Annotated in this window: 23 protein-coding genes, 1 tRNA gene and 1 pseudogene; 2 read left to right on the top strand and 23 right to left on the bottom strand. The window is 49.3% G+C overall.

Translation table 11 applies throughout. The features are described from left to right. Positions 1-85 precede the first annotated feature (85 nt). From ACTJJI_RS00445 to ACTJJI_RS00375, 15 genes and pseudogenes are all read right to left on the bottom strand, one after another. Positions 86-496 (bottom strand): hypothetical protein, encoded by a 411-nt coding sequence (locus ACTJJI_RS00445; protein WP_440652626.1) that lies wholly within the window; start codon positions 494-496, stop codon positions 86-88. Between the two features lie 6 nt (positions 497-502). Then, the gene (locus tag ACTJJI_RS00440) at positions 503-979 is read right to left on the bottom strand and encodes a protein kinase (protein ID WP_431631581.1); all 477 of its coding nucleotides are present in this window, start codon (positions 977-979) and stop codon (positions 503-505) included. After that, on the bottom strand, positions 972-1,409 hold the full coding sequence (locus ACTJJI_RS00435) for a hypothetical protein (protein WP_440652623.1): 438 nt from the start codon (positions 1,407-1,409) through the stop codon (positions 972-974). The genes ACTJJI_RS00440 and ACTJJI_RS00435 overlap by 8 nt, the downstream gene beginning before the upstream one ends. A gap of 54 nt (positions 1,410-1,463) precedes the next feature. Further along, positions 1,464-2,523: pseudogene (locus ACTJJI_RS00430) on the bottom strand (IS3 family transposase). Positions 2,524-3,197: 674 nt separating this feature from the next. Continuing rightward, positions 3,198-4,289 carry a hsdR gene (locus tag ACTJJI_RS00425; RefSeq protein ID WP_440652621.1) on the bottom strand — a complete coding sequence of 364 codons (1,092 nt, stop codon included), beginning with the start codon at positions 4,287-4,289 and terminating at the stop codon, positions 3,198-3,200. 113 nt (positions 4,290-4,402) lie between these two features. Then, positions 4,403-4,969: a hypothetical protein gene (locus ACTJJI_RS00420; protein WP_248208448.1), complete on the bottom strand. Its 567-nt coding sequence runs from the start codon at positions 4,967-4,969 to the stop codon at positions 4,403-4,405. Continuing rightward, complete coding sequence (locus ACTJJI_RS00415) at positions 4,953-6,041, bottom strand: hypothetical protein (protein ID WP_440652619.1); 1,089 nt, start codon at positions 6,039-6,041, stop codon at positions 4,953-4,955. The genes ACTJJI_RS00420 and ACTJJI_RS00415 overlap by 17 nt, the downstream gene beginning before the upstream one ends. A gap of 552 nt (positions 6,042-6,593) precedes the next feature. Further along, a complete protein-coding gene (locus ACTJJI_RS00410; RefSeq protein ID WP_440652617.1) occupies positions 6,594-7,085 on the bottom strand; it encodes a DNA-binding protein in 492 nt (163 codons plus the stop codon). Positions 7,086-7,119: 34 nt separating this feature from the next. Then, positions 7,120-7,905: a hypothetical protein gene (locus tag ACTJJI_RS00405; RefSeq protein WP_126289720.1), complete on the bottom strand. Its 786-nt coding sequence runs from the start codon at positions 7,903-7,905 to the stop codon at positions 7,120-7,122. Beyond that, entirely contained in the window at positions 7,902-8,075 is a 174-nt protein-coding gene (locus ACTJJI_RS00400) for a hypothetical protein (RefSeq protein ID WP_014830800.1), read from the bottom strand. The genes ACTJJI_RS00405 and ACTJJI_RS00400 overlap by 4 nt, the downstream gene beginning before the upstream one ends. Before the next feature lie 411 nt (positions 8,076-8,486). Then, complete coding sequence (locus tag ACTJJI_RS00395) at positions 8,487-10,250, bottom strand: DNA primase family protein (RefSeq protein ID WP_440652614.1); 1,764 nt, start codon at positions 10,248-10,250, stop codon at positions 8,487-8,489. Further along, positions 10,247-10,561, bottom strand: coding sequence for a DUF4222 domain-containing protein (locus tag ACTJJI_RS00390; RefSeq protein WP_045356324.1), 315 nt, complete (start codon positions 10,559-10,561; stop codon positions 10,247-10,249). Before ACTJJI_RS00390 ends, ACTJJI_RS00395 begins: the two co-directional genes overlap by 4 nt. A 10-nt stretch (positions 10,562-10,571) precedes the next feature. Continuing rightward, complete coding sequence (locus tag ACTJJI_RS00385) at positions 10,572-10,775, bottom strand: hypothetical protein (RefSeq protein ID WP_440652612.1); 204 nt, start codon at positions 10,773-10,775, stop codon at positions 10,572-10,574. A 115-nt stretch (positions 10,776-10,890) separates the two neighbouring features. Continuing rightward, a complete protein-coding gene (locus tag ACTJJI_RS00380; protein ID WP_023299399.1) occupies positions 10,891-11,766 on the bottom strand; it encodes a tyrosine-type recombinase/integrase in 876 nt (291 codons plus the stop codon). Beyond that, complete coding sequence (locus tag ACTJJI_RS00375; protein WP_128339795.1) at positions 11,759-11,947, bottom strand: host cell division inhibitor Icd-like protein; 189 nt, start codon at positions 11,945-11,947, stop codon at positions 11,759-11,761. The genes ACTJJI_RS00380 and ACTJJI_RS00375 overlap by 8 nt, the downstream gene beginning before the upstream one ends. Before the next feature lie 129 nt (positions 11,948-12,076). Here ACTJJI_RS00375 and ACTJJI_RS00370 point away from each other — a divergent pair, with 129 nt between their 5' ends. Then, positions 12,077-12,256: a hypothetical protein gene (locus tag ACTJJI_RS00370; protein WP_095455415.1), complete on the top strand. Its 180-nt coding sequence runs from the start codon at positions 12,077-12,079 to the stop codon at positions 12,254-12,256. 357 nt (positions 12,257-12,613) lie between these two features. Here the strand turns inward: ACTJJI_RS00370 and ACTJJI_RS00365 are convergent, their stop codons facing one another. The 6 genes from ACTJJI_RS00365 to proB all read right to left on the bottom strand — a co-directional run bounded on the left by ACTJJI_RS00365 (position 12,614) and on the right by proB (position 17,580). After that, positions 12,614-12,811 (bottom strand): helix-turn-helix transcriptional regulator, encoded by a 198-nt coding sequence (locus tag ACTJJI_RS00365; protein WP_045339018.1) that lies wholly within the window; start codon positions 12,809-12,811, stop codon positions 12,614-12,616. 167 nt (positions 12,812-12,978) lie between these two features. After that, complete coding sequence (locus tag ACTJJI_RS00360; protein WP_440652608.1) at positions 12,979-13,575, bottom strand: hypothetical protein; 597 nt, start codon at positions 13,573-13,575, stop codon at positions 12,979-12,981. A gap of 68 nt (positions 13,576-13,643) precedes the next feature. Further along, the gene (locus ACTJJI_RS00355) at positions 13,644-14,858 is read right to left on the bottom strand and encodes a tyrosine-type recombinase/integrase (protein WP_020686322.1); all 1,215 of its coding nucleotides are present in this window, start codon (positions 14,856-14,858) and stop codon (positions 13,644-13,646) included. Between the two features lie 166 nt (positions 14,859-15,024). Continuing rightward, a tRNA-Thr gene (locus ACTJJI_RS00350) sits at positions 15,025-15,100 on the bottom strand. 111 nt (positions 15,101-15,211) lie between these two features. Continuing rightward, on the bottom strand, positions 15,212-16,465 hold the full coding sequence (proA, locus tag ACTJJI_RS00345) for a glutamate-5-semialdehyde dehydrogenase (protein WP_440652606.1): 1,254 nt from the start codon (positions 16,463-16,465) through the stop codon (positions 15,212-15,214). A gap of 11 nt (positions 16,466-16,476) precedes the next feature. Continuing rightward, positions 16,477-17,580: a glutamate 5-kinase gene (gene proB, locus ACTJJI_RS00340; protein WP_440652604.1), complete on the bottom strand. Its 1,104-nt coding sequence runs from the start codon at positions 17,578-17,580 to the stop codon at positions 16,477-16,479. A gap of 304 nt (positions 17,581-17,884) precedes the next feature. Here proB and phoE point away from each other — a divergent pair, with 304 nt between their 5' ends. Beyond that, complete coding sequence (gene phoE / locus ACTJJI_RS00335; protein WP_440652602.1) at positions 17,885-18,937, top strand: phosphoporin PhoE; 1,053 nt, start codon at positions 17,885-17,887, stop codon at positions 18,935-18,937. Positions 18,938-19,038: 101 nt separating this feature from the next. On the opposite strand, the gene crl is transcribed toward phoE, so the two are convergent. Continuing rightward, positions 19,039-19,440 carry a sigma factor-binding protein Crl gene (gene crl, locus ACTJJI_RS00330; protein WP_043951572.1) on the bottom strand — a complete coding sequence of 134 codons (402 nt, stop codon included), beginning with the start codon at positions 19,438-19,440 and terminating at the stop codon, positions 19,039-19,041. Positions 19,441-19,497: 57 nt separating this feature from the next. After that, the gene (gene frsA, locus ACTJJI_RS00325; protein WP_046888767.1) at positions 19,498-20,742 is read right to left on the bottom strand and encodes an esterase FrsA; all 1,245 of its coding nucleotides are present in this window, start codon (positions 20,740-20,742) and stop codon (positions 19,498-19,500) included. Positions 20,743-20,753 lie beyond the last annotated feature (11 nt).

Here is a 20,753-nt window from a genome sequence, read left to right as displayed (position 1 = left end):
ATGCTTTCTGCTAAAACAGTCGCTTTTTCTTCCTTAGGAAATGAATCAAAAAATCGCAGAAAGGTAATTTCGCTGGTAAGCTCTTCTATCCTTTCATCTTGAAGATGCTGGGCTCCAAAACCGGCCCCCTCATTTTATCAACTATCATATCTGCTGTTTGTTTTGGATGATCTTTAACGATATCCAGTAGCTTCTTTTCACTTTCTTGGCGCTTTGATTTAATTTGAAGCCATACTTCTATCAAATAAATCGATAGGCTTAACCCAATTAAAACCCACCCGGTTAAAAACATTGGAGTTGATATTGGCCCACTATATTCTGGAAAAATTTTCTGATGGCTCAAAAACCAATTTAAAATATCCAGCCATAAAGGAGTATTTAGTATACCGACACCAGCCAACAACAATGGTAGACTTAGTGCTTTCGCTAATGAAGGTCTAAACAGCACAACTAAAAACTTTATGTTTTTCAGTACAACATCCCAATCAATTTTCATGATGTTCTAAACTCTCCCTGAAGGTGGAATTTCTTTGTCAAACGGCCAGAGAATTTTCGCAGTTTCAGTATTAGAAGGCAGACAAGCCTCTTCTGGCGGGGCTTTATCCACGCTCTCCATCTGAATACCCTTCTGCCGCACGTGAAAAGCAATTTGCTGCCAGCGGCGCTGGCCATAGCTTTCTTTTCGCTTATAGGCCTCTAATTCTGCCTTAAGGCGATCCATCTCTATCTGAAGCAATTCAGCCTCTTTGGTCGCCTGCTCCTTGGTTTTCAACAAACCGCCCGACAGTGCTCGTTTGGCATTGCCATAGGCAGCTTTGATCTCAGATTTGGCCTGGAGCGACTGGCGACTAAAGCCAAAGCGTTCTTCAAGCACTGCCCATTTGAGTTTTGATCCAAACTCGCCCAGCGCCCATCGATTCAAATCAGCAACGATTGTTTTGATGTCACTGTCAGACATGCGTCTGAAGCGCTTAACCATATACTACCTCGTTTAAATATTGTTCGTGATCAAAGTGCTCCACCCCGTTGTTGGCCAGTTGAGTGGACAATGTTTTGAGTTTTTTATCGTTGTGAGCAAGCCAGTCAGCACTCTTTTTCGGCTTGCTACCGCTCATCTGCTTTTCATCATTTTTTCGTGCCAGCGCGGTAAGAGCATACTGGCGCTTCTGCTCGTCCAGTCGGCCCTTATCGTCTTTTGCCCAAATGTTGTCTTTGCAGTCCGCCGAACATTGCAAATGACGCTCACAGGGTATTTGAGAGAAGTGGTGGATACAGATACCCGTACCGACATCATGCACAGCCTGAATTCGCGATTTCATAATGGCATCCTGGATTTCTACAGGAACAACTTTGATTTGTTCAGCTACCAAGCCTCCAATCAAGCCTTTTTTGATATCTTCCCGGAACATCAGTGCACGTTTTTCACGGGATGTATGCTGATAGGCTGAATCGCCACGGGTAATCTAGACACTTCCGAGCCGTTTATAATAGTGGTTTTCATAGTCTGTCAGTGACATCTGATCGCTAGAACCATGTCGACGCTTACTGTTATAAAACATTTCGATGTAATCAAAAATATCGCTGCGAGCTTCTTCCCGCGTTCCGTAGATCTTTTTCTTTATCCGTTCACGCTTCAGCAATTGGTAAAAGATTTCTGCAACCGCATTATCGTGGCAGTTACCGCGACAGCTCATGCTGCCCTCCAGGCTGGGTGATTTCAGGAACGACTGCCACTCATGGCTTGTGTACTAGCTTCCCTGATCCGAGTGAACCAGCACTTTTTTTGAGGATTACGCCGCCATACAGCCATCAGAAGTGCGTTCAGGACAATGTCCTTAGTCATCCGGAATTGCATTGACCAGCCGATAGTTTTGCGTGAGAACAGCTCAACAACCACGGCAAGATAAAGCCAACCTTCGTGGGTCCTGATGTAAGTTATGTCCGTTACCCAACGCTCATCCGGAGCATCCGGATTGAACTGTCGCTGGAGCCTGTTGGGCGAGACGATACTAGCCTCGCCTTTACGTGCCCGCTGTCCCGCAGATCCAGTTGGATCTTGCGATAACCATAGACACATCCCGATTCCAGCCAGAACTGTTTAATCTGTCCTGTCAGTCTCAGGTCTGCCTGATGGCGTTGTGAATGCTGCTGAAGCCAGGAGTAAAAGCCACTGGGATGAACATCCAGTACCCGACAGCAGACGAACAGGCAAGCAACAGGTGTTGTCACGGATAAAGGCGTACCTCAGTCGGACAGCTTTGCGAAGTACGCCGCGGCTTTTTTTAATATGTCCCCTTCGTCGGTAACCCGCTTCAGCTCTTTCTGGAGACGGCGGATCTCGGCCTGAGCATCTGACTGTTCTTTATTATTGGAAGAATCCGGACCGTACTTCTTTATCCAGCCATAAAGGCTGTGGGTGATGATATCAAGACATGTTGCAACATTGGAAACAGAATAACCACGATCAACAACCTGTTTGACTGCTTCAATTTTAAACTCTTCGGGATAACACTTACCGCTCATGAACATCTCTCTTTAAGTCATTTTAAATGACTCGGAGGTTTCTGTTAAACCCGTGGCGATTCAACTGGTCACTTTCGCCAGGAGCGACATTTACGATGATGATCCCAGCACCACCCGAGAAATATGCATCTGTAGCCTATGCATAACACTTCATTCTCCTAATCCCACCACTCGCGCCTGCCTTTCTAACGCTGGCGTTTTTTGTTTGCACATAAACACAGCTATAGCTATTCCCGCTACTAATAGCGGGAATAGCTATAGCATGATTTTTTTTCGTAAAAATCAGGGAGAAAATAGCCCAGCGTTTGGCTAGCTGCCTGAGGAAAACTCGATAGCTAAGAAGGATTTTACCTTGATCAATGTAGATTTAATTCACTTACACCAGCCTTTACATAGATTAAGGTTGGCTTGTAAAAAAGAAGCTATTTATCTAACTGTTTGATTTTGATGGTGCGATAATAGGAATCACACCCACACAACAACCATATGAATTTAAAGTGTTTATTGGTGTTTTGTTTTTAAGATACCCCCAAAAGTACCCCCAAACATGCTTCTAAGATTAAATTCCAATAGCAACTTTCAAAGTTGAAGAATCGAAAAAGATGAGCAACGGCCGTTAGGCCACTTGCGAGCTAGTACCCCAGTAGATGGTCAAAGTAATAACTTAGTGAAAATCAGTCATCGTCTTCAGGCCAGGTTTCTCGGTGGCCATCGCAGAAACTACAGCCAGTCATTCCGCTAAACTCATCAACACTAGTACTGTGATAAGAACAATATTCGCACTGTTCAACAGTTTCGAAAATTCCAAAACAGTAAGTGCATAGGTATTTTTCTCCGAACTCACAGACAGTATCGTTCTGCTCACACTCTGAACATCCTGCGGGGACAGACAAAGTGCCATATTCATCTGGTGAAAAACTACTCGTATCAAAAAGCTCATAACGAGAAGCGGTATGTCGGCACTTACTACATTCAAAGTCCGATTCATCCCAAGCCTTCAGTATTTGATTTTCATTGCATTCTGGGCATGAAAATTCAACCAATCTGTCCTGTGTAGTACTGCATACAAGACATGAAGATGACTTAAACGAATACTCTTCAAATTCAAACGTGGTTTTAAGAGGTGCAGCAACTTTCTTGCATAAATAACACTCAATAACTCGACCTCCCTTTCTGTCATGTTCCTCTAATATTTTCTTAACCTGCTGAAATTTAATATCTGCATAATAACTGTTATTTATGAGCAATTGAGTTTCTTGACTTGCAAGATAATGACCCAATGCTCCTTCAAAGAGAGATTTCCAATCTTCACGCATCAACCGATTCAGGGCGAACCAAGCATCAGCCTGCTCAATCAGCAGCTTCTCCTTGGCTTGGTCATTTAATGCATCGTGATAAAAATGAACAACTCGATTTCTATGCTGCCTAATTATATCAAATGATGACACAGTGGAAGCATGCAGAGGTTTCTCGAGAACATCCCTCAACCGGTCACATGTCTCTGAAAAAGTTATTGACTGGAAATCACCAGTAAGATATTTCGAACGTATGATTTTTTTTCCGCTACACACAAGCGACCAATGTTCATGTGCAAGCGGAACTTTGAGTAACAATTCTACAGCCGTCCAAAAACTAACAATAGAATGTGTTGGAGACGTTGCAAATTCGATCTGAGCCTTTTTTAAAAAATCCATTCCATTATCAAGCAGACCTCTAACTTCCGGTGAAAGCTCAAGCACTTCTCCTTTAAATGATCGAATAGTCATTAATTTGGCCTTGTAAAAATTTAATTCCTAATAAAAGACGACGACACATAGTTACCGCCCAACCTAATATCACTTAATATAAAAAACAAAAATACTAACTAACGTCAGTTACGCTATTCATCCTTGTTATAACGATTAAAATATTCCTTTTCTTTGTCACTGAATTTATCATCAGCATTCAGCAACTTGAGTAAAGCTTCTTTCTCTGCATTTTTCTTTCGCCTTATGATTATTGCAGCTTTCAACTCAGAAAGTGATATATCAAAATCACGTAAGGAAATAAATGATAATACTGCTATGAATAACAATGCCACCGTCAGTGATGCTAAGTATCTTGCATATTCAACATCATCCTTAAACACCTGAAGTAGAAAAATAACCCCAGCACTAAAAACGTAAAATAGCATCCAATATCCAATCTTTCTTATAAAGACTGAAATACTTCTACTTAACCTGTCAGTCTGAACCGAATTCAACCCTTCACTTTCAAGAAGCTTTTCAAATTTTGACTTTAGACTCCAGGCGTAGGTAACCAAAGGTGTCAAAACTCCCCCGCCTATAATCAATTGTAACCAACCACTTAAGTTATTTATCCTTTCAGGCTCAGAAAAATAATAAAATGAGCCTGAAAAGATTATTATGGTCAGTATAAACCTGAAAACATTATTCAGCTTCAGCATCTAATTCGCCTAACCGGATTTGTTCAACTAACCATTCTCTAATCTTCATATACATCTCTTCTGGATCTGCTATTCCATTAATAAACTTTAGTTTAATTTTCTTAGAAATAACCAAACTATCGCCTTTGATTCTCCCCACCTTATCAAGTGTTAATTCAACATCATCTGGATGGCTATGCCTTAATGCTTGGCTGATATTATTAATTATTACTTGGGAGGTTTTTTTGGCTTTGTAGTTATAGCTTATCTCCACCGAAACGTTAATATTACCTTTATCAATAGCATCACCTGAGAAGACATCATCTGTAAGCCCATAGTTTTCACGCTCTCTATCAGTAAAAAGAACTTTAATGATATCAAGCCCCAACCCCTTCGGAGTTACTTTAACATGATTCGTTTTTATTGCTTCCGATGTTATCGTTTCTCTGGCGTTGTCAACAGGAATATTACTAAGCGTATCTACCAAAGGCGTACCGATTCTAACCTTCTTGGTATTATTATTCATTATTTTGTCTCTTTGCTGCTTTGGTAACTCAGCATTGAGCCTTACAGAACCTTGGGTAATTACCCCTGCTTTTTTTAATAACCACGTAATGTATTTTTCCAATTCTCGAGTTCTTAGAACTGGCGACTGAATTACCACCACATGGTTTCTAAGAAATGCCATGTGCATTATTGAATCAAGAAATTCACGTCTTTTACCATCTACAGAAACCGGAGGCGCTATTTGGTCTATTGATAAGAAAGAAGCGCTTTCATCAATAGTTATAATACTTTTATTTGCGCCATCACTATAGCGAACTAATTCATTGAATAATATACTCCATCTCTCTATTTTATTATTCAAAAATTGCCTTGCCTGTTGAACATCACCATCTTCGCCATCATGGCTGTCAACACTTACAGTTTGGTAACGGTCTTTAACCGCAGAAAGACGATTCAGCGCAACCGCAATCATCTCTTGTAAGGTTTGATCCACATTATCGCCGATGACTTTTGCAATACGATAATGAAGAGTTTTGTCCTTGTACTCAACCACCGGCTCTTTGATTGCTGTAATTTTTTGAGACATTGAGAAAATCCTTGTTTTTTTTCTAAAGAAGGTACTACAAACATGGAAAATCACAACCTTCCTAGTGCTATTAATCCTTATAAACGTTACAACGATAACAACTTAAGGAAGCAACTGTAACTTAGAGCGCGTTCTGCCAAAATCCCCGCGGGCTGTGCCGGTGGGTGACAACTTTTGACAACTCAATCTGAACGCCAGCGTCCGGGCAAACCAGAACAGCGATCTGAAAGAGGCTCGAGGATGGTTGCAAAGGGGGAGTGCTTGACACCTCCCCTTCACGAGTTCGTGTACCTGAAGTTTTCTGAAGCGGTAGCGGTTGACACTTTCCCCCTAGTTTTCCCTAGAAGGCATAACAAACCATAACAGGCTTACACCTGCCCTGCTTCGCATCAGGATTAACAAAAGCTAACAGCCAAGGCTCAACAAATCTCAACGCCAGCCCTTTACACTTCTGCTGTAGCGGCTGTTCGCAGGCGTCAGGATCCGTTAGGTTGGGTTGACACTTTTCCCAGTTTCTCGCGAAAAAGTGTCAAGTTTGAGGGGCTGGGGGGTTTACAGTTTTTCGCCGTCCAGCAGGCAGAGTGACATTAAAGCAGTTTTGTTCCAGTCATCCAGCGTATCGGGGTGCATTGTGGCAACGTAAGCCAGCTCAGAACGAAGAAACCGTAAAGCGCCTGCTGCACGGTCTTTGCCATAGAAGCTGTGGGTTTCTTCATCCGGCCGGAAGAGAATCAGTAGTTGTTCTGCGGGCTCGTGCTGAACATCAAAACCCAGCTCAGCGGCGGCTGCCTCTATCCGCTGGCCAGCATCAATATCAGCCGGCAGCGCTTTCCCGCCGTCATGCTTCCATACCCATGCGGCGGCCTGCGCCCACGTCATTTCAGTCTGGTGTTCGCCAGCACCAGCAGAATTTTGTTTAGCCTGCGATGCTTCGACATCCACCTTATCGCCTGAAATTACAATTTCACCGCGGGCTATCCAGCCGTAAACAGTTTGCCGGCTGACGCCCATATGCCTGGCGTAGGCTGATTTACTTAACAGCATCCTGTGTTTCCCTCCGGGCAGAAAAAAGCCGCCCTCAGGCGGCCTGCTTCTCTTCTGAATGTGTCTGCCGCTGGCTGCCTTTGAGCATCGCGCTGACATGTTCGCTTAACTGATCAAGGCCGGTCATGCGGGGCAGAACTTCTGATGGATCGTCGTTCTTCCCGTAAACGAGATTGTTATACCAGGTTCGGACAGCTGTAATTTGTGCGACGTCCTTCCTTACCGCGTCGACCAGATCGGCAACCGCGTTAATCACCTGCCCGTTCTCTGATGCAATACGGGAGAAGCCGAGACGTTTTAGCTGTTCCGTATCGAGTCCCGAACATACCGCGTGCGCCCTCAGTAAGGCGTCCGCCAGCTCCTGATGCTTTCCACTGTGCATCGACAGCAGCATTTTTTCCTGGCTACGGCGATCCAGTCGGGCGAATGCCTGGCGCATTTCACTGTCACGCATGAATCCCTGAACATCATCAGATGCCAGTGGATTAACCGGCGCGAGCCTGTTCTTCAGGTAATCGAGAATGTTTGCGGCCTGCTCGCTTACGGCTGCCACCCCGCGGGTAAAGTCTTTGAGCGTGTCCGGGTTCCGGGCTTCACCTGCCCTGCGATTTTTTGCCTGTTCGTTCAGATCCGGATCGTTGCGGATAACGTCCAGCAAATCCGCCTCAGCTTCGGCCTGCTGCGCCGTTGTCCTCAGGCTGGTGAGTTCGCCCGCCATACCACGGAATAAAGCGGCCATCTGAGTATTTGGCGCAACAACCTTACCGGCATAACCTGCCAGCTCGATACTGTGTTTCCCTATCTTGATTGAGTAGCTCACTGGCCAGCCTCCATTTTTGATAGCCCTGCATCAAATACCTTGCGCGCAACAGCATGGATTGAAGGCGCGATCCCCATGCCCGACTTCTGGCGTTCCCTCTCCTGAATGGTTTTCAGAGCCTGAATCTGCTCCCCGTTCAGCAGAACGGGCTTAACGTTAACCTTGCTCATGATGCCCCCTGTTAAAGCGATCGTTAAAGTTTCATTAATCGCAACAATCAAATAATCAATTGCGATTTATGAAACGATGTTAATGAAATTGCAGGGGTTCACAACGTGAAAAGAGTGGATGCGTTTTAAAGAATTTGCCCTCAAGGTATACATGGTGTTCATAAAGGCAACAAATTACTTATAAAACAATACATTAACCCATGAACTCCAGCCTACATTTTGGGATTTCAGGTCTACACGGTATACATCATTCTGTTCAATAAACCATCAGATGATTAATGAGAGAATGAACACCATGTACACCCTGTGTATACCTGAAAACAAGGTATACATGGTTTATTTCACTGATTTATATATAAATTATCCTCTCGATGTACACCATGTATACCTTTCTCCATATTTATCTGAACTTCATGCTTTATGACCGGCTACAGGATGCGTCTGAGGTAACCAGTCTTCCGCACTTTCCGAAAGTTCAACGTTAGTCACCATGCCACGGGCTCTACGTTCCTTACGGTACTCGTGATTAAACTCCCTCATCGCACTTTCCATCCCCTCTGCGAATTTATTCAGCGTCAGCGGCTTGTCGAAACCGTTGGCTTCCAGGAATGCCAGATAAGCGTGATAGAGATAAATTCGCGGATAGTGAGGCGGATTGCGGTTTCCTACCATCATTCCCGCACAATCAGCCAGCCGCTCAAGGTGAGCGCAGAAGGCATACAGCGGATCCGTTTTCTGCTTCACCTCCAGTGCTTCTTCGCTGTTCCGTTGCTCCAGCAGCAGCGCCCGCGCTTTTTCCGGGTTCGCAAAGTTCGCCAGCAGCCGACGAACCACCACCGGAATTTCAGCGGATATCTTTTCTGCCAGGTCGGGATCCTTATCCTCTTCGCTGACGCGCCGGTTAAACTGGAAAATTACGCGGCGCCGGGAAACGCCGCCGGCACGTTCGGTGAAAATCATCGGCGTGTTGTTCGTGGCCACAACCACCGCCCGCAGAACGGCGGTGTACTGGTGCTCGTGTTTTGGGTCGATCTCCACCGCATCCCCGCCGGTGATTGCCTTTATGCCGGTGCCCTCACCTGAATATTTGGGCTGATCAGGAAGCGTTATCATGCTCTTGCCGACGAACTGCGCCCGCCCGCGCGCGCTGTCGAGCGCCGCCATGTTCCCGCTGGCAGTGTTATGCGCGCCGGCCAGCATCGTGGCGATGTGGGTAAAGACGCTTTTCCCGCTGCCGCCCTCCCCGGTTATCTCGAGGAACAGCTGCCAGTCATACCGGTTCGCCAGCACCATAAAGAGCGCTGCAGCGATGCGCTGCATCTTAATTGCGTCTCTATCTGATGCGTAACTTAGCCACTTATGGAAGTTCGGCGCGTGGTCGCGGAGGTTTTCGCCCGGCACCGCCGGCGTGTAGGTCACGCCGTTGTGGTTGGTCAGCCAGTTATCCTGGCTGTGTTCGGAGAAAACGCCGGTTTCCATATCGTAGACACCGTTTGCAAAGGGGATCAGGCTGCGCCGCGGCTCCCCCATCACCGGGATAACGATTTTCAGGGCGTCGATAACGTTGTTGATCGCGCGCTTGCTGAAGTTGGTTTTGTTCTCGTTGTAGATAGCCACCATTTCGCGGCTCAGCTCGAGCAGAGACGTTTTCTCCCAGATGCCGGCGCGGTAGACGTACACGCCCTCGCTGTTTTCGTTGATTGCAATGCCGGTGTAACGCGCGGCCAGTATGAGCGCCTTTTCGTTATCAGCCAGGTCGCGGAGGTTTACATCCGTCAGCGGTTTGCCGATCACCATGCTTTTGCCGGCTTCCGCATCGGCTTTGAGGCGCGGCAGCTGCGGCGTCCAGTCCTCCAGAAGCTGATAACCTTCAGAGTAGAATTGCGCGCGCTCCACGCCGGCCACCGCCAGCTTTGTGGCGAGAATGGTTATCTGCCGTTCGCTCAGATGCCCGCCACGGCAAACCCGGGCATAGAGCCGGCCATCATCCACAATCCGGATATTCTCCAGCTCCGCCAGCTGCTTTTTATCCAGCACAACCGGCGGCACGGTGTCACCAATCGGGTTCATTTCCTGCCATGCTTTGGCGAACGTCCAGGCATCGGCGCCGGCTAAGATAATTGACTCCTCCATGAGATCCGCCGGCTGCTTTTTAAGGTTTGGTGCATTCTTCATTTTCTGTTCCCTCGCTCCCTGATGATTTCCCGCATAACCCGAATTCGTTCGATGCCCTGCACCCGCATAATCCGATCGATATCTCTTCCACCGGTGCCCGGCGCGGAAGAAACAAATTCAAACTCCCGCACCAGTCTTTCTGGCGTGCAAAAACACGGTGAGCTGTACCCTTCGCGGCAATATGTCACTCTGTCGAATCGGTAACTTTCGATAATTACGATATTGCCCCGACCGTCCTTCCATTTATCGCCCGGCCTGATTTCAGGGTGAGCGCGGCCACCAGCAGCTAAGCCGGAATTTTTAATCGTCATATTTTTTACCTCACGCCGCTGGCGGGATTACCTGATAACCAATTTTCCTCAGAAAGCGCGTGGCACTCTCCACCGTAAAAATGATCTCGTCGTCCATAAGGGGGCGCATCGACTGAAGACCATTTGACGTATCCACCAGATAGCGGCCGCCGGCCGGAAAACTGAAAACGTTTTTGCCGTCGGCCCGGCGAACCAGATCGTAAACAGGAGTCATAATTTCCCCTCCCCGTCCCTTAATGACTGGCTGGTAAAACAATATCGCGCACTATTTAATTGCTCAGATACGTGATCGGCAAAAGCGCCGAGACGGCAAAATTGGATAACCATTTTCATACAGATACCTCCATGGCCAGACGGGATTGAATGGCGGAGGCCTTACTGCCTAACTGGAGGTAAGTTCGGGTGATTGCCGGGTTACTGTGCCCGAGCATTTCAGAGGCGACCAGCAAGCCCTGTTCGCCGCCGGCGGACATGAGATTAAAGGCGGCAATTTTGCGGCTGGAGTAGGCACTCAGGCGCAGACGCGTGTTTACTACGCGGGTAAACCACACCATTACGTTGTGCAGTTTCTTCCAGATTGTCTGGCGGCTCACGCTACCTTCCAGAGACTGGCAACGATTACTTTCAATCTGGCTGCGGGAAAATACCAGGTCGTCACCGATAAGATTGCGCTCCATGCGTTCGCGCAGTCGTTTGATGATGCCCGGCGGCAGCTGTTTGGTGTCGTGCTTCACTTCAGCCTTTGCCACCAGCTCAAACACGATCGCCTGTTCTTCTTCCGTCATGCCGGCGGCCAGTTCGTCGCAGCTCACGCTATCCCAGTGCATGTACCCAATGTGATCGCCAGCAAGCCGGGCAGCGTCCTTGCGCTGCTGGCGAACAATCTCGATCCCCTTACGGGTCGCTCTGGCTTCCGCTGCTTTGGTCTGCTTCGCTACGATGATTGTGGCAATGCCGGTTTCCCAGTTGATGCAGGAGTAACGGAAGTTGCACACGTCGCTGGTACGCCAGCCGGTAACGGTCGCAATATCCCACCAGAGTAAAACCCAGTCCGGCTGAGTCTGCTGGATGCGTTCACGTAGTTTGCGCTGCTCTTCCCGTTCGTAAACAGGGGTCATGGTGCGGGTGCCCTTCGTGGTAGTGGCTTTTACCACGTTACCGCGCAGCTCGCGTGCTTTTGCTGTCAGGGTCTGGAGGTTAAACATGCTGTACCTCCTTAAGACGAAAACGACACGCCAGAATACAGACACATCCTGCAGGCGTTTTTTCGCGTGCTTCGTGTTCGGTGGAAGCAGTAACGTTGACGATCTGATTTGTGAATTCACCCAGGGTGAGAAAACGCCATGTAAATTCAGGGTGTGTTTGGGTAGACTTAGTGCAAGCCATAATGTTAGTACCTCTAACGTTGTGGTCAGACGCCCTGAAAGTGTTCCCGCACTTCGGGGCGTTGTTTTTTTTAACTTCTGTGTGTAATGTGTCATCACACATAAACACATTACATCGGGTGTAATTAACGTGTCAACACACAAAAACGAAAGACGTGGTAATCCTCCATTCCAATTTCGGCTGGATCCAGAACTGCGAGAAATGATGGAACGGGCGCAACAGCAAGATGGTGATGAGTCACTAGCTGCGTGGCTGAAGAGGATCGTTCGCAAAGAACTCCAACAGCGTGGAATTGCACCTAAAGAGTAAATAATGAAAAAAATCCTGCTTGGTCTTATCGTCTTATTAATAGCAGTATTCGCACTCAAATCATGCCTCAGCAGTGAGAGCGCTTGCGGAAGTAACGAAAAAGACGTACTGAAGCAAAGTTGCGAAAAATTACTTAACAAAAATTGATTATCGCAGGGGGCGACGGAGAGAGCCTCGCCCTTGCTACGGGGAATAATTAATTGGCTGCTTTCGGTGCGAGCGAAGCCCTGCCCCAGATGGGCATAAATGTTCTTCATGGCATTAACCTTTTTGAATTGTTTAGTGAGCTGTCGCGACAAACTTATTCTGCGAGATCCGAAGTGCAAACTCTCGCAAATTATCTCTGCTCACGGAATCTCAGTTCGTTTGGCTGCGTGACGATTCAATGCGCTCACTAATCCATTCATCAATTTCGCTTTCAATGAAAGCGATTGCTCGAGAACCAATCTTTATGGATGAGGGGAAACGTTGCTCAGCCATGAGTCGATAGATCCAAGCCTTGCTATAGCCGGTTCTGCGCTGAACTTCAGGTAAGCGGATAAGGGATTGGGACATATATACCTCTCGAAGTCTAATGTGGTCTACGAGGTATATTTCAGCAAAAACATGCGGGTAGTTGTGGAAGTCACGGTAAATCAGTTGGAAGCAGCGCCTCCACTGAAATAGAAGTACGGCCAGAAGTTTTAGAACCTGAGGATCGTCTTTTTGGAAATCCTTACGAGCTATTTGGAAGCGTATGTGTTCAGAGCTTCATTAATTAGCATAGTCAATGCCTTATCTGTCACATCGATGCCATCGCCATGCTCCAATATGCTTCTTGAAGCACTTCTAGCAACTTCGGATTTGTTCAAATTTTTACCGCGAACATATTTGCCACCTGATTTTTCAAGCGCAATAGCCATTCCAGCGATCAGTTTTAACGCTGTATCTTTACCAGCAAACTCGCCCCACACGCTTCGTAAAGGCTGGTACTTTTCGCTAGAGCTATCTGGATCACATCCAAACCAACTATCTGTAGCTGATATTTCTTTTACAGCCCAAGGCCAAATATCATTGGAATAAAAATCAGCTCCAGTGATATCTCCGCCAGGTGAGTTAGACCATGTTCTCTTGGGATGTAGTTCTTCTGCGTTTACAGCACTCAAAATTATCCTCAAGTAACTGGAAGCAATGTTGTAGATCTCAGGAGGGAATTTAGCTTTCAACTCATCTAAGCGTGAACAACTGTACACGCCAGCCATAGCCATTGCAGCCTGATCAGCAGTGACCACACGTTGTCGGCGAAGATGATGGGGCATGTTGAGGATGTTTTCTCGCATAAAAGCTTCCTGCTAACGATAGTCTACAGAAGTCTACTACTGTCAATTAGCACTGTCTATACATACAGTTAAGCGCTTTTCCCAAACGTTCCGTGCACTACATTTTCGCCGTTTTCCAACGCCTCCATATAGTCGGCATACCACTGGAGCATTTCGCGGCGGCCATCCAGATACTGGGCGTGGTTGTACGTTCCTCGTATAGAGTTTTTGTCGACGTGTGCCAGCTGCGTTTCAATCCACGCGGTGTTGTAGCCCTGTTCGTGCAGGATGGTACTCATGGTGTGCCGGAAACCGTGCCCGGTGACTTTTCCGTTATAGCCAATCCGCTTAAAGACTTGGTTTATGCTGGCTTCACTCATTGTTTTTCGCGGATCGTTACGGCCTGGGAACACAAGCGGGTAATTGCCTGTTAGCTCTTGGATCTGACCAATAAGCGTAAGAGCTTGCCTGGACAATGGCACCACATGAGGGCGACGCATTTTCATGCGTGAGGCGGGTATTTCCCAGACCGCCTTACTGATATTGATTTCATCCCAAAATGCCCCACGGAGTTCGCCGGGACGCAATCCGGTGATAATCAGCAAACGAGCAGCCAAAACTACTAACTCGCTTCCTGAATATCCTGACAACGCATTGAAGAAATCAGGCAATTCTTTAGGTGTGAGGAAAGGAAAATGATTGGACTCGTGCCCTTGCATCGCGCTGGTGAGATCCGGGGCGGGGTTATACTCAGCTCGACCGGTGACTATTGCGTAACGGAAAACTTCCCCACAGCGCTGCCTAACTTTTCTTGCCTTTTCGGTAGCGCCGCGCCCCTCAATGCGTCGTAGCACATTCAACAGTTCAAGCGGTTTGATTTCGGCTATTGGTTTTTTGCCAATGTATGGGAACACATCTTTATTGAAGGCTTCGAGGATGTCTGAAGCATAACCAGCAGACCATTTTTTTAGTTTGCTGCTGTGCCATTCAAGGGCAATATCTTTGAAGGTGTTGTTTAACTGAATTTCACGGGCAATCTTCTCCTCCCGTTTCGCTTCCATAGGATCGATACCCCCAGCGATACCCCTTTTCGCTTCTTCACGTTTTGCCCGAGCATCGGCCAATGTGACTTCAGGATACACACCAAGCGCTAACAGCTTCTCTTTGCCGGCTACACGATACTTGAGCCGCCAGTATTTGCCGCCATTAGGTTTAATCAGGAGATACAAACCACCACCATCAGCCAGCTTGTAAGGCTTATCTTTAGGTTTGGCGGCATCCACCTGCCGGGCGTTTAGTTTCACTTGGGGGTACCTCCTCTAGACCGAACAGCATATACCCCCATAAGTACCCCCAAACGACCGTAGATTTCAGGGAACTTTAGTAGACGTAGAAATACTAAAAGGGGCTGTAAAGCGCAGAGTATAAGGGGTTTCAGTGAACTTTAGTAGACTTGGGGAGACGTTAGAATGGTGCCGATAATAGGAGTCGAACCTACGACCTTCGCATTACGAATGCGCTGCTCTACCAACTGAGCTATATCGGCCCTGAGAGGCCGGTTACGAGCGTAACCACGGGGCAAAAGGTTAGATCTATCCGGGTGATGCGTCAATGCCCTTTTGAATCAAACGGCTATTTTTGCATCACCCGTGATAATTTACGCACGAATCGTATCGTCGCCGATGCCGATCCACTTGTAGGTGGTCAACGCTTCCAGACCCATCGGACCACGCGCGTGCAGTTTCTGCGTGCTGACGGCCACTTCCGCGCCCAGACCAAACTGTCCACCGTCGGTGAAACGGGTTGATGCGTTCACGTACACGGCAGAAGAATCTACCTCGTTCACAAAGCGGTCGGCATTGCGCAGCGTGCGCGTCAGGATGGCGTCAGAGTGCTGAGTACCATGCTCACGGATGTGTGCGATAGCGTCGTCAAGATCGGCCACGATCTTCACGTTCAGATCCAAAGACAGGAACTCGTCGTCGTACTGCTCCGCGTTTACCGGCACCACCGTCGCCGGGCCGTCTTGCAGCAGCGCATGCGCCTTCTCGTCCGCGTGCAGCGTGACGCCACTCTCGGCCATCTGCTTGCTCAGGGCTGGCAGGAAGGTGTTTGCGATACCCTGATGCACCAGCAGCGTTTCAACCGTATTACAGGTGCTTGGACGCTGGGTTTTGGCATTCACAATGATCTTCAGCGCCGGTGCAATCTCGGCGCTCTCGTCCACCACGATATGGCACACGCCGATACCGCCAGTGATCACCGGGATCGTCGACTGCTCACGGCACAGCTTGTGCAGGCCCGCGCCACCGCGTGGGATTAGCATGTCGATGTATTTGTCCATGCGCAGCATCTCGTTCACCAACGCACGGTCCGGACTTTCGATGGCCTGCACGGCACCTGCCGGTAAGCCGCACTCCTGCAGCGCCTGCTGGATGACTTTCACCGTCGCGGCGTTGGTGCGCCAGGTCTCTTTCCCGCCGCGCAGAATGGCGGCGTTACCGGTCTTCAGGCACAGGGAAGCGACATCCACCGTCACATTCGGGCGGGCTTCATAAATCACGCCGATAACGCCGAGCGGCACGCGGCGGCGCTCCAGACGTAAACCGCTGTCGAGCAGTCCCCCGTCAATCACCTGCCCGACCGGGTCGGCCAGGTTACAAACCTGACGGACATCGTCGGCGATGCCTTTCAGGCGTGCCGGGGTCAGCGCCAGACGGTCGAGCATGGCTTCGCTCAGACCATTGCGGCGCGCTTCCAGCAGATCCTGTTCGTTGGCGAGGAGGATTTCCTGCGACTGCGATTCCAGATAATTAGCGATTTTTTCCAGCACGCGGTTTTTCTCGCGGCTGGAAAGGAGCGCCAGTTTGTAAGAGGCGGCCTTGGCGGCAGCACCCATTTGTTCCAGCATGTTCTGGCTCCTTAACGAATAATCATGTCATCACGATGCACGGCAACCGGGCCATACTCGTAACCCAGAATGGCATCGATCTGCTGCGAGTGGTGACCCGCAATGCGGCGCAGGGCATCGCTGTTGTAGCGGCTGACGCCGTGGGCGATGTCGCGACCTTCAAGGTTACGGATACGGATCACTTCACCACGGGAGAAGTTACCTGTCACGTTTTTAATTCCTTTAGGAAGCAATGAACTCCCTCTTTCCAGAATCGCCGCGGTCGCCCCTTCATCCACGGTCAGTTCACCTGCCGGCGGCGCGCCAAAAATCCAGCGTTTGCGGTTTTCCAGCGGGGATGCCTGGGCGTGGAAGCGCGTGCCGACGGAAATGCCTTCCATTACGTCGCCAATGACGCCAGGACGGCTGCCCGCCGCAATGATGGTGTCGATACCGGCACGGCAGGCCACATCCGCCGCCTGCAGTTTAGTGCCCATGCCGCCCGTTCCCAGGCCAGAGACGCTGTCGCCGGCGATGGCGCGCAGCGCATCGTCAATGCCGTGGACATCGGTAATCAGTTCAGCTTCCGGGTTGGAGCGCGGGTCTGCGGTAAACAGCCCCTGCTGGTCCGTCAGGAGCAAGAGCTTGTCGGCACCGGCCAGGATCGCCGCCAGTGCAGAGAGGTTATCGTTATCACCCACTTTAATTTCAGCGGTAGCCACGGCGTCGTTTTCGTTAATCACCGGGACGATATTGTTGTCCAGCAGCGCGCGCAGCGTATCGCGGGCGTTCAGGAAGCGTTCTCTGTCTTCCATATCCGCACGCGTCAGCAGCATCTGCCCGACGTGAACGCCATAGATTGAGAACAACTGTTCCCAGAGTTGAATGAGTCGGCTTTGTCCCACGGCGGCCAGCAGCTGTTTAGAGGCGATAGTCGCGGGGAGTTCGGGGTAACCCAGATGTTCACGCCCGGCGGCAATCGCCCCGGAGGTCACGATAACAATACGATGCCCTGCGGCATGCAGCTGAGCGCACTGACGTACAAGCTCAACAATGTGGGCGCGATTTAGGCGGCGCGATCCGCCTGTTAAAACACTGGTGCCGAGTTTTACCACCAGCGTCTGGCTGTCACTCATGATTCTCTGCCGTTCAACGATAAGGGAAAGTGATGTCGAACGAACGTTTTAACAGGTGTCAGGCTCGTTGCCAACTGCCACAGCACATCGCGAAACACTTTGTTGCGCGGGATCAGGAAGCGTAGCGGCGGATTTTGACAATTTTATTACCGAAATAATAAATCACAGTTTTTTAAAATTAATCTTAATTTGTCATAAAAGTTTCATTCCGTAACGTTAAAACCCTTTCTGTTTTTTCACGGGACTTAAGCATGAGCTTATCGTCCAGCGAATTTTTAAGCGCGTTTATAAGACAGGATCGAAAATGAAAAAGAGCACTCTGGCATTAATGGTTATGGGCGTTGTGGCTTCCGCATCTGTTCACGCTGCCGAAGTTTATAATAAAAACGGCAACAAACTGGACATGTACGGCAAAGTTAAAGCAATGCACTACATCAGTGATGACGATTCAAAAGATGGTGACCAGACATACGTGCGTTTCGGTTTTAAAGGTGAAACCCAGATCAACGATCAGCTGACGGGCTATGGCCGTTGGGAAGCGGAATTTGCAGGCAACAAAGCAGAGAGCGATTCCACTCAGAAAACGCGTCTGGCATTCGCCGGTCTGAAGCTGAAAGACTTTGGTTCTCTGGATTACGGTCGTAATCTGGGCGCGCTGTATGACGTGGAAGCCTGGACCGATATGTTCCCTGAGTTTGGCGGCGACTCTTCCGCTCAGACCGATAACTTCATGACCAAGCGAGCAAGCGGCCTTGCCACTTACCGCAACACCGACTTCTTCGGCGCGGTTGACGGCCTGGATATGACTCTGCAATACCAGGGTAAAAACGAAAACCGCGACGTCAAAAAACAGAACGGTGACGGTTTTGGTACGTCTCTGACGTATGACTTCGGTGGCAGCGATTTCGCGGTAAGCGGCGCGTACACTAACTCTGACCGTACCAACGCGCAGAACCTGCTGACCCGCGGCGAAGGCAAAAAAGCCGAAGCCTGGGCAACCGGTCTGAAATATGATGCGAACGATATCTACCTGGCGGCGATGTACTCCGAAACCCGCAACATGACCCCAATTTCTGGCGGCTTTGCCAATAAAGCGCAGAACTTTGAAGTGGTCGCACAATATCAGTTCGATTTCGGTCTGCGTCCATCCCTGGGTTATGTCCAGTCTAAAGGCAAGGATATCGAAGGTATTGGCGATGAAGATCTGGTGAAATATATCGACGTCGGCGCGACCTATTATTTCAACAAAAATATGTCTGCGTTTGTTGATTATAAAATCAACCAGATTGATGACGATAACAAACTGGGCGTGAGCAGCGATGATATCGTTGCCCTGGGTATGACCTACCAGTTCTGAGTCGGCAGTAATAAAAAAACCGGCATTACGCCGGTTTTTTTGTGCCCGGTGGCGCTGCGCTTACCGGGCCTACGGGATCATCACCCGGCATTATTTCATCTTTACGCCGTCAATTTCGCCGCTTCGCTGGAAAAATCATCCGCAGGCTCAAGCTTCAGATCCAGCGTGGCCAGTAAATCACGCGCCTTGTCGTGGAACTCTTTGAGGGTATATTCCAGGCGATCAATCACTTCCTGATCTTTAATGCTGGTAGCCTGCCAGTTGCCGTCTTTATTAAACAGGCCAAACTGGTAGCTATAGGTAAAACGTTTCTCTTCTGCTTCCATTTCCATCCACCAGCCCCAGAATTCACGTTTTTCGGGTGCAGGCTTCACGTTGACGCATACAGCCAGGCAGTCGAAAAAAAAGCGATTCTCTTCACACTGCTCTTCTCGAATATACGGGCCAAGAGCCATGAACTTCTTAATCAATCTACTTTTCGGGTGTCCACTCGGTAACGTCATTACGATCTCCTTTTGTGAAGCCACTGTTTTACCAAACCATCAAAATTTAGCAATCTCTTAACACAATCTCTGGGCGATCCAACGCGTAATCTCTTTTAACGCTTTGTCAAAATTCTGATACACCGGGCTGAAGGGGACTTCGAGCAATTTGCCATCCGCAGATGACGATGTGATTAAGCGTGACTCTTCTTCCGGGCTGAACGGATCGTTTTTCCAGAAACCGGACAGCATCGGCGTTGGACAACGGCGTCCCAGCAGGCCCTGCGTTTTTAACGAGTAACGATTGAGTTCCACGCGTAGCGCTTCGTCTGATGCATCATGCATGCCAAGGCGGCTGGCCAGCACGTCGAGGTACATTTCTGGCACATTTCCCTGGCGGGACGGATCGCTGAGCAGGGCGTGAACCACCGGCCCAAGACAGGCCACGGCCTTCAGGCGCGACGCCTCAAGATAGGCCAGACGCACGGCCACGTTCGCCCCAAAGCGGAAGCCAAACGCCGCGACGCGGGTGTGGTCGACCCACGGAATGTTTTCCAGGGCTTTTAGCGCATGCTGGTGCAGAAGACTGGAATCCTGCGTCAGTTTCCATTTGGATGAAAACCCAATAGACGGCATATCAAGCGTCAGCATCGCGATACCTTTTGGGGCGAAGTAACGCTCATACAGACTGTAATAGTCGATTTGCAGCGAATCCAGCCCACCGCACATCAGCACGGTGGGGAACGGGCCGTCGCCTTCTGGCATATGCAGGAATCCGGTCACGGGCGCGCCGCCGGGAATGGTGAACTCCAGCTCACGCATCCTGCCCGGCAAGCGTTGGGCAGCCTCTTCATAGGCACGGTTTGCCAGCGCCTGCGCCTGCTCTGCCAGTTCATCCCCTTTTAAGTGCGGGTATGCGGCAATGGCGTAAAGGTTAGCCGCATGCAGCCAGTGCTTGCCGCTGAGGGTGGCGTCCTCTTCCTGGCTGGCTTTTTGCTGCCAGAGCATCGCCTGCTTCGACCATTCGTAGATCCAGTTGCCGCCGCGGTAACCCACCACCGTATCGTAAAGTTCGCTGTCGGTACGCTCGGCTTCACTCATGACGATACGCGCCTGCACGTCGAGGATTTCCCGCGGATCGATACCGCGCCAGATCCACATCAGGCGGTTAATCATGCGATACCAGTGAGGCACGTTTTTACCGTCTAACGCAGACTGGACGGCAGGCTGGTTCCCCGGATTGAAGCGACGCACCAGCGTCGAAGTTTCAGGGTGCTTGAAACGGGGTTTGAAGAGTGTCTCGGTGAGATTCGCCTGCGTCATTGCGTTGCCTC

This window comes from Enterobacter sp. 22466 (assembly GCF_052044775.1).
Lineage (GTDB): Bacteria > Pseudomonadota > Gammaproteobacteria > Enterobacterales > Enterobacteriaceae > Enterobacter > Enterobacter dissolvens.
Note: the sequence above shows the minus strand (reverse complement) of the source record. Positions and strands in the feature narration are given on the sequence as shown.

Bases quoted from the DNA above. Each gene is read 5' to 3' on its own strand.
- ACTJJI_RS00445 (WP_440652626.1), bottom strand. From the start codon at position 496: ATGAAAATTGATTGGGATGTTGTACTGAAAAACATAAAGTTTTTAGTT.
- ACTJJI_RS00440 (WP_431631581.1), bottom strand. From the start codon at position 979: ATGGTTAAGCGCTTCAGACGCATGTCTGACAGTGACATCAAAACAATC.
- ACTJJI_RS00435 (WP_440652623.1), bottom strand. From the start codon at position 1,409: ATGTTCCGGGAAGATATCAAAAAAGGCTTGATTGGAGGCTTGGTAGCT.
- ACTJJI_RS00425 (WP_440652621.1), bottom strand. From the start codon at position 4,289: ATGACTATTCGATCATTTAAAGGAGAAGTGCTTGAGCTTTCACCGGAA.
- ACTJJI_RS00420 (WP_248208448.1), bottom strand. From the start codon at position 4,969: ATGCTGAAGCTGAATAATGTTTTCAGGTTTATACTGACCATAATAATC.
- ACTJJI_RS00415 (WP_440652619.1), bottom strand. From the start codon at position 6,041: ATGTCTCAAAAAATTACAGCAATCAAAGAGCCGGTGGTTGAGTACAAG.
- ACTJJI_RS00410 (WP_440652617.1), bottom strand. From the start codon at position 7,085: ATGCTGTTAAGTAAATCAGCCTACGCCAGGCATATGGGCGTCAGCCGG.
- ACTJJI_RS00400 (WP_014830800.1), bottom strand. From the start codon at position 8,075: ATGAGCAAGGTTAACGTTAAGCCCGTTCTGCTGAACGGGGAGCAGATT.
- ACTJJI_RS00395 (WP_440652614.1), bottom strand. From the start codon at position 10,250: ATGAAGAATGCACCAAACCTTAAAAAGCAGCCGGCGGATCTCATGGAG.
- ACTJJI_RS00390 (WP_045356324.1), bottom strand. From the start codon at position 10,561: ATGACGATTAAAAATTCCGGCTTAGCTGCTGGTGGCCGCGCTCACCCT.
- ACTJJI_RS00385 (WP_440652612.1), bottom strand. From the start codon at position 10,775: ATGACTCCTGTTTACGATCTGGTTCGCCGGGCCGACGGCAAAAACGTT.
- ACTJJI_RS00380 (WP_023299399.1), bottom strand. From the start codon at position 11,766: ATGTTTAACCTCCAGACCCTGACAGCAAAAGCACGCGAGCTGCGCGGT.
- ACTJJI_RS00375 (WP_128339795.1), bottom strand. From the start codon at position 11,947: ATGGCTTGCACTAAGTCTACCCAAACACACCCTGAATTTACATGGCGT.
- ACTJJI_RS00365 (WP_045339018.1), bottom strand. From the start codon at position 12,811: ATGTCCCAATCCCTTATCCGCTTACCTGAAGTTCAGCGCAGAACCGGC.
- ACTJJI_RS00360 (WP_440652608.1), bottom strand. From the start codon at position 13,575: ATGCGAGAAAACATCCTCAACATGCCCCATCATCTTCGCCGACAACGT.
- proA (WP_440652606.1), bottom strand. From the start codon at position 16,465: ATGCTGGAACAAATGGGTGCTGCCGCCAAGGCCGCCTCTTACAAACTG.
- proB (WP_440652604.1), bottom strand. From the start codon at position 17,580: ATGAGTGACAGCCAGACGCTGGTGGTAAAACTCGGCACCAGTGTTTTA.
- phoE (WP_440652602.1), top strand. From the start codon at position 17,885: ATGAAAAAGAGCACTCTGGCATTAATGGTTATGGGCGTTGTGGCTTCC.
- crl (WP_043951572.1), bottom strand. From the start codon at position 19,440: ATGACGTTACCGAGTGGACACCCGAAAAGTAGATTGATTAAGAAGTTC.
- frsA (WP_046888767.1), bottom strand. From the start codon at position 20,742: ATGACGCAGGCGAATCTCACCGAGACACTCTTCAAACCCCGTTTCAAG.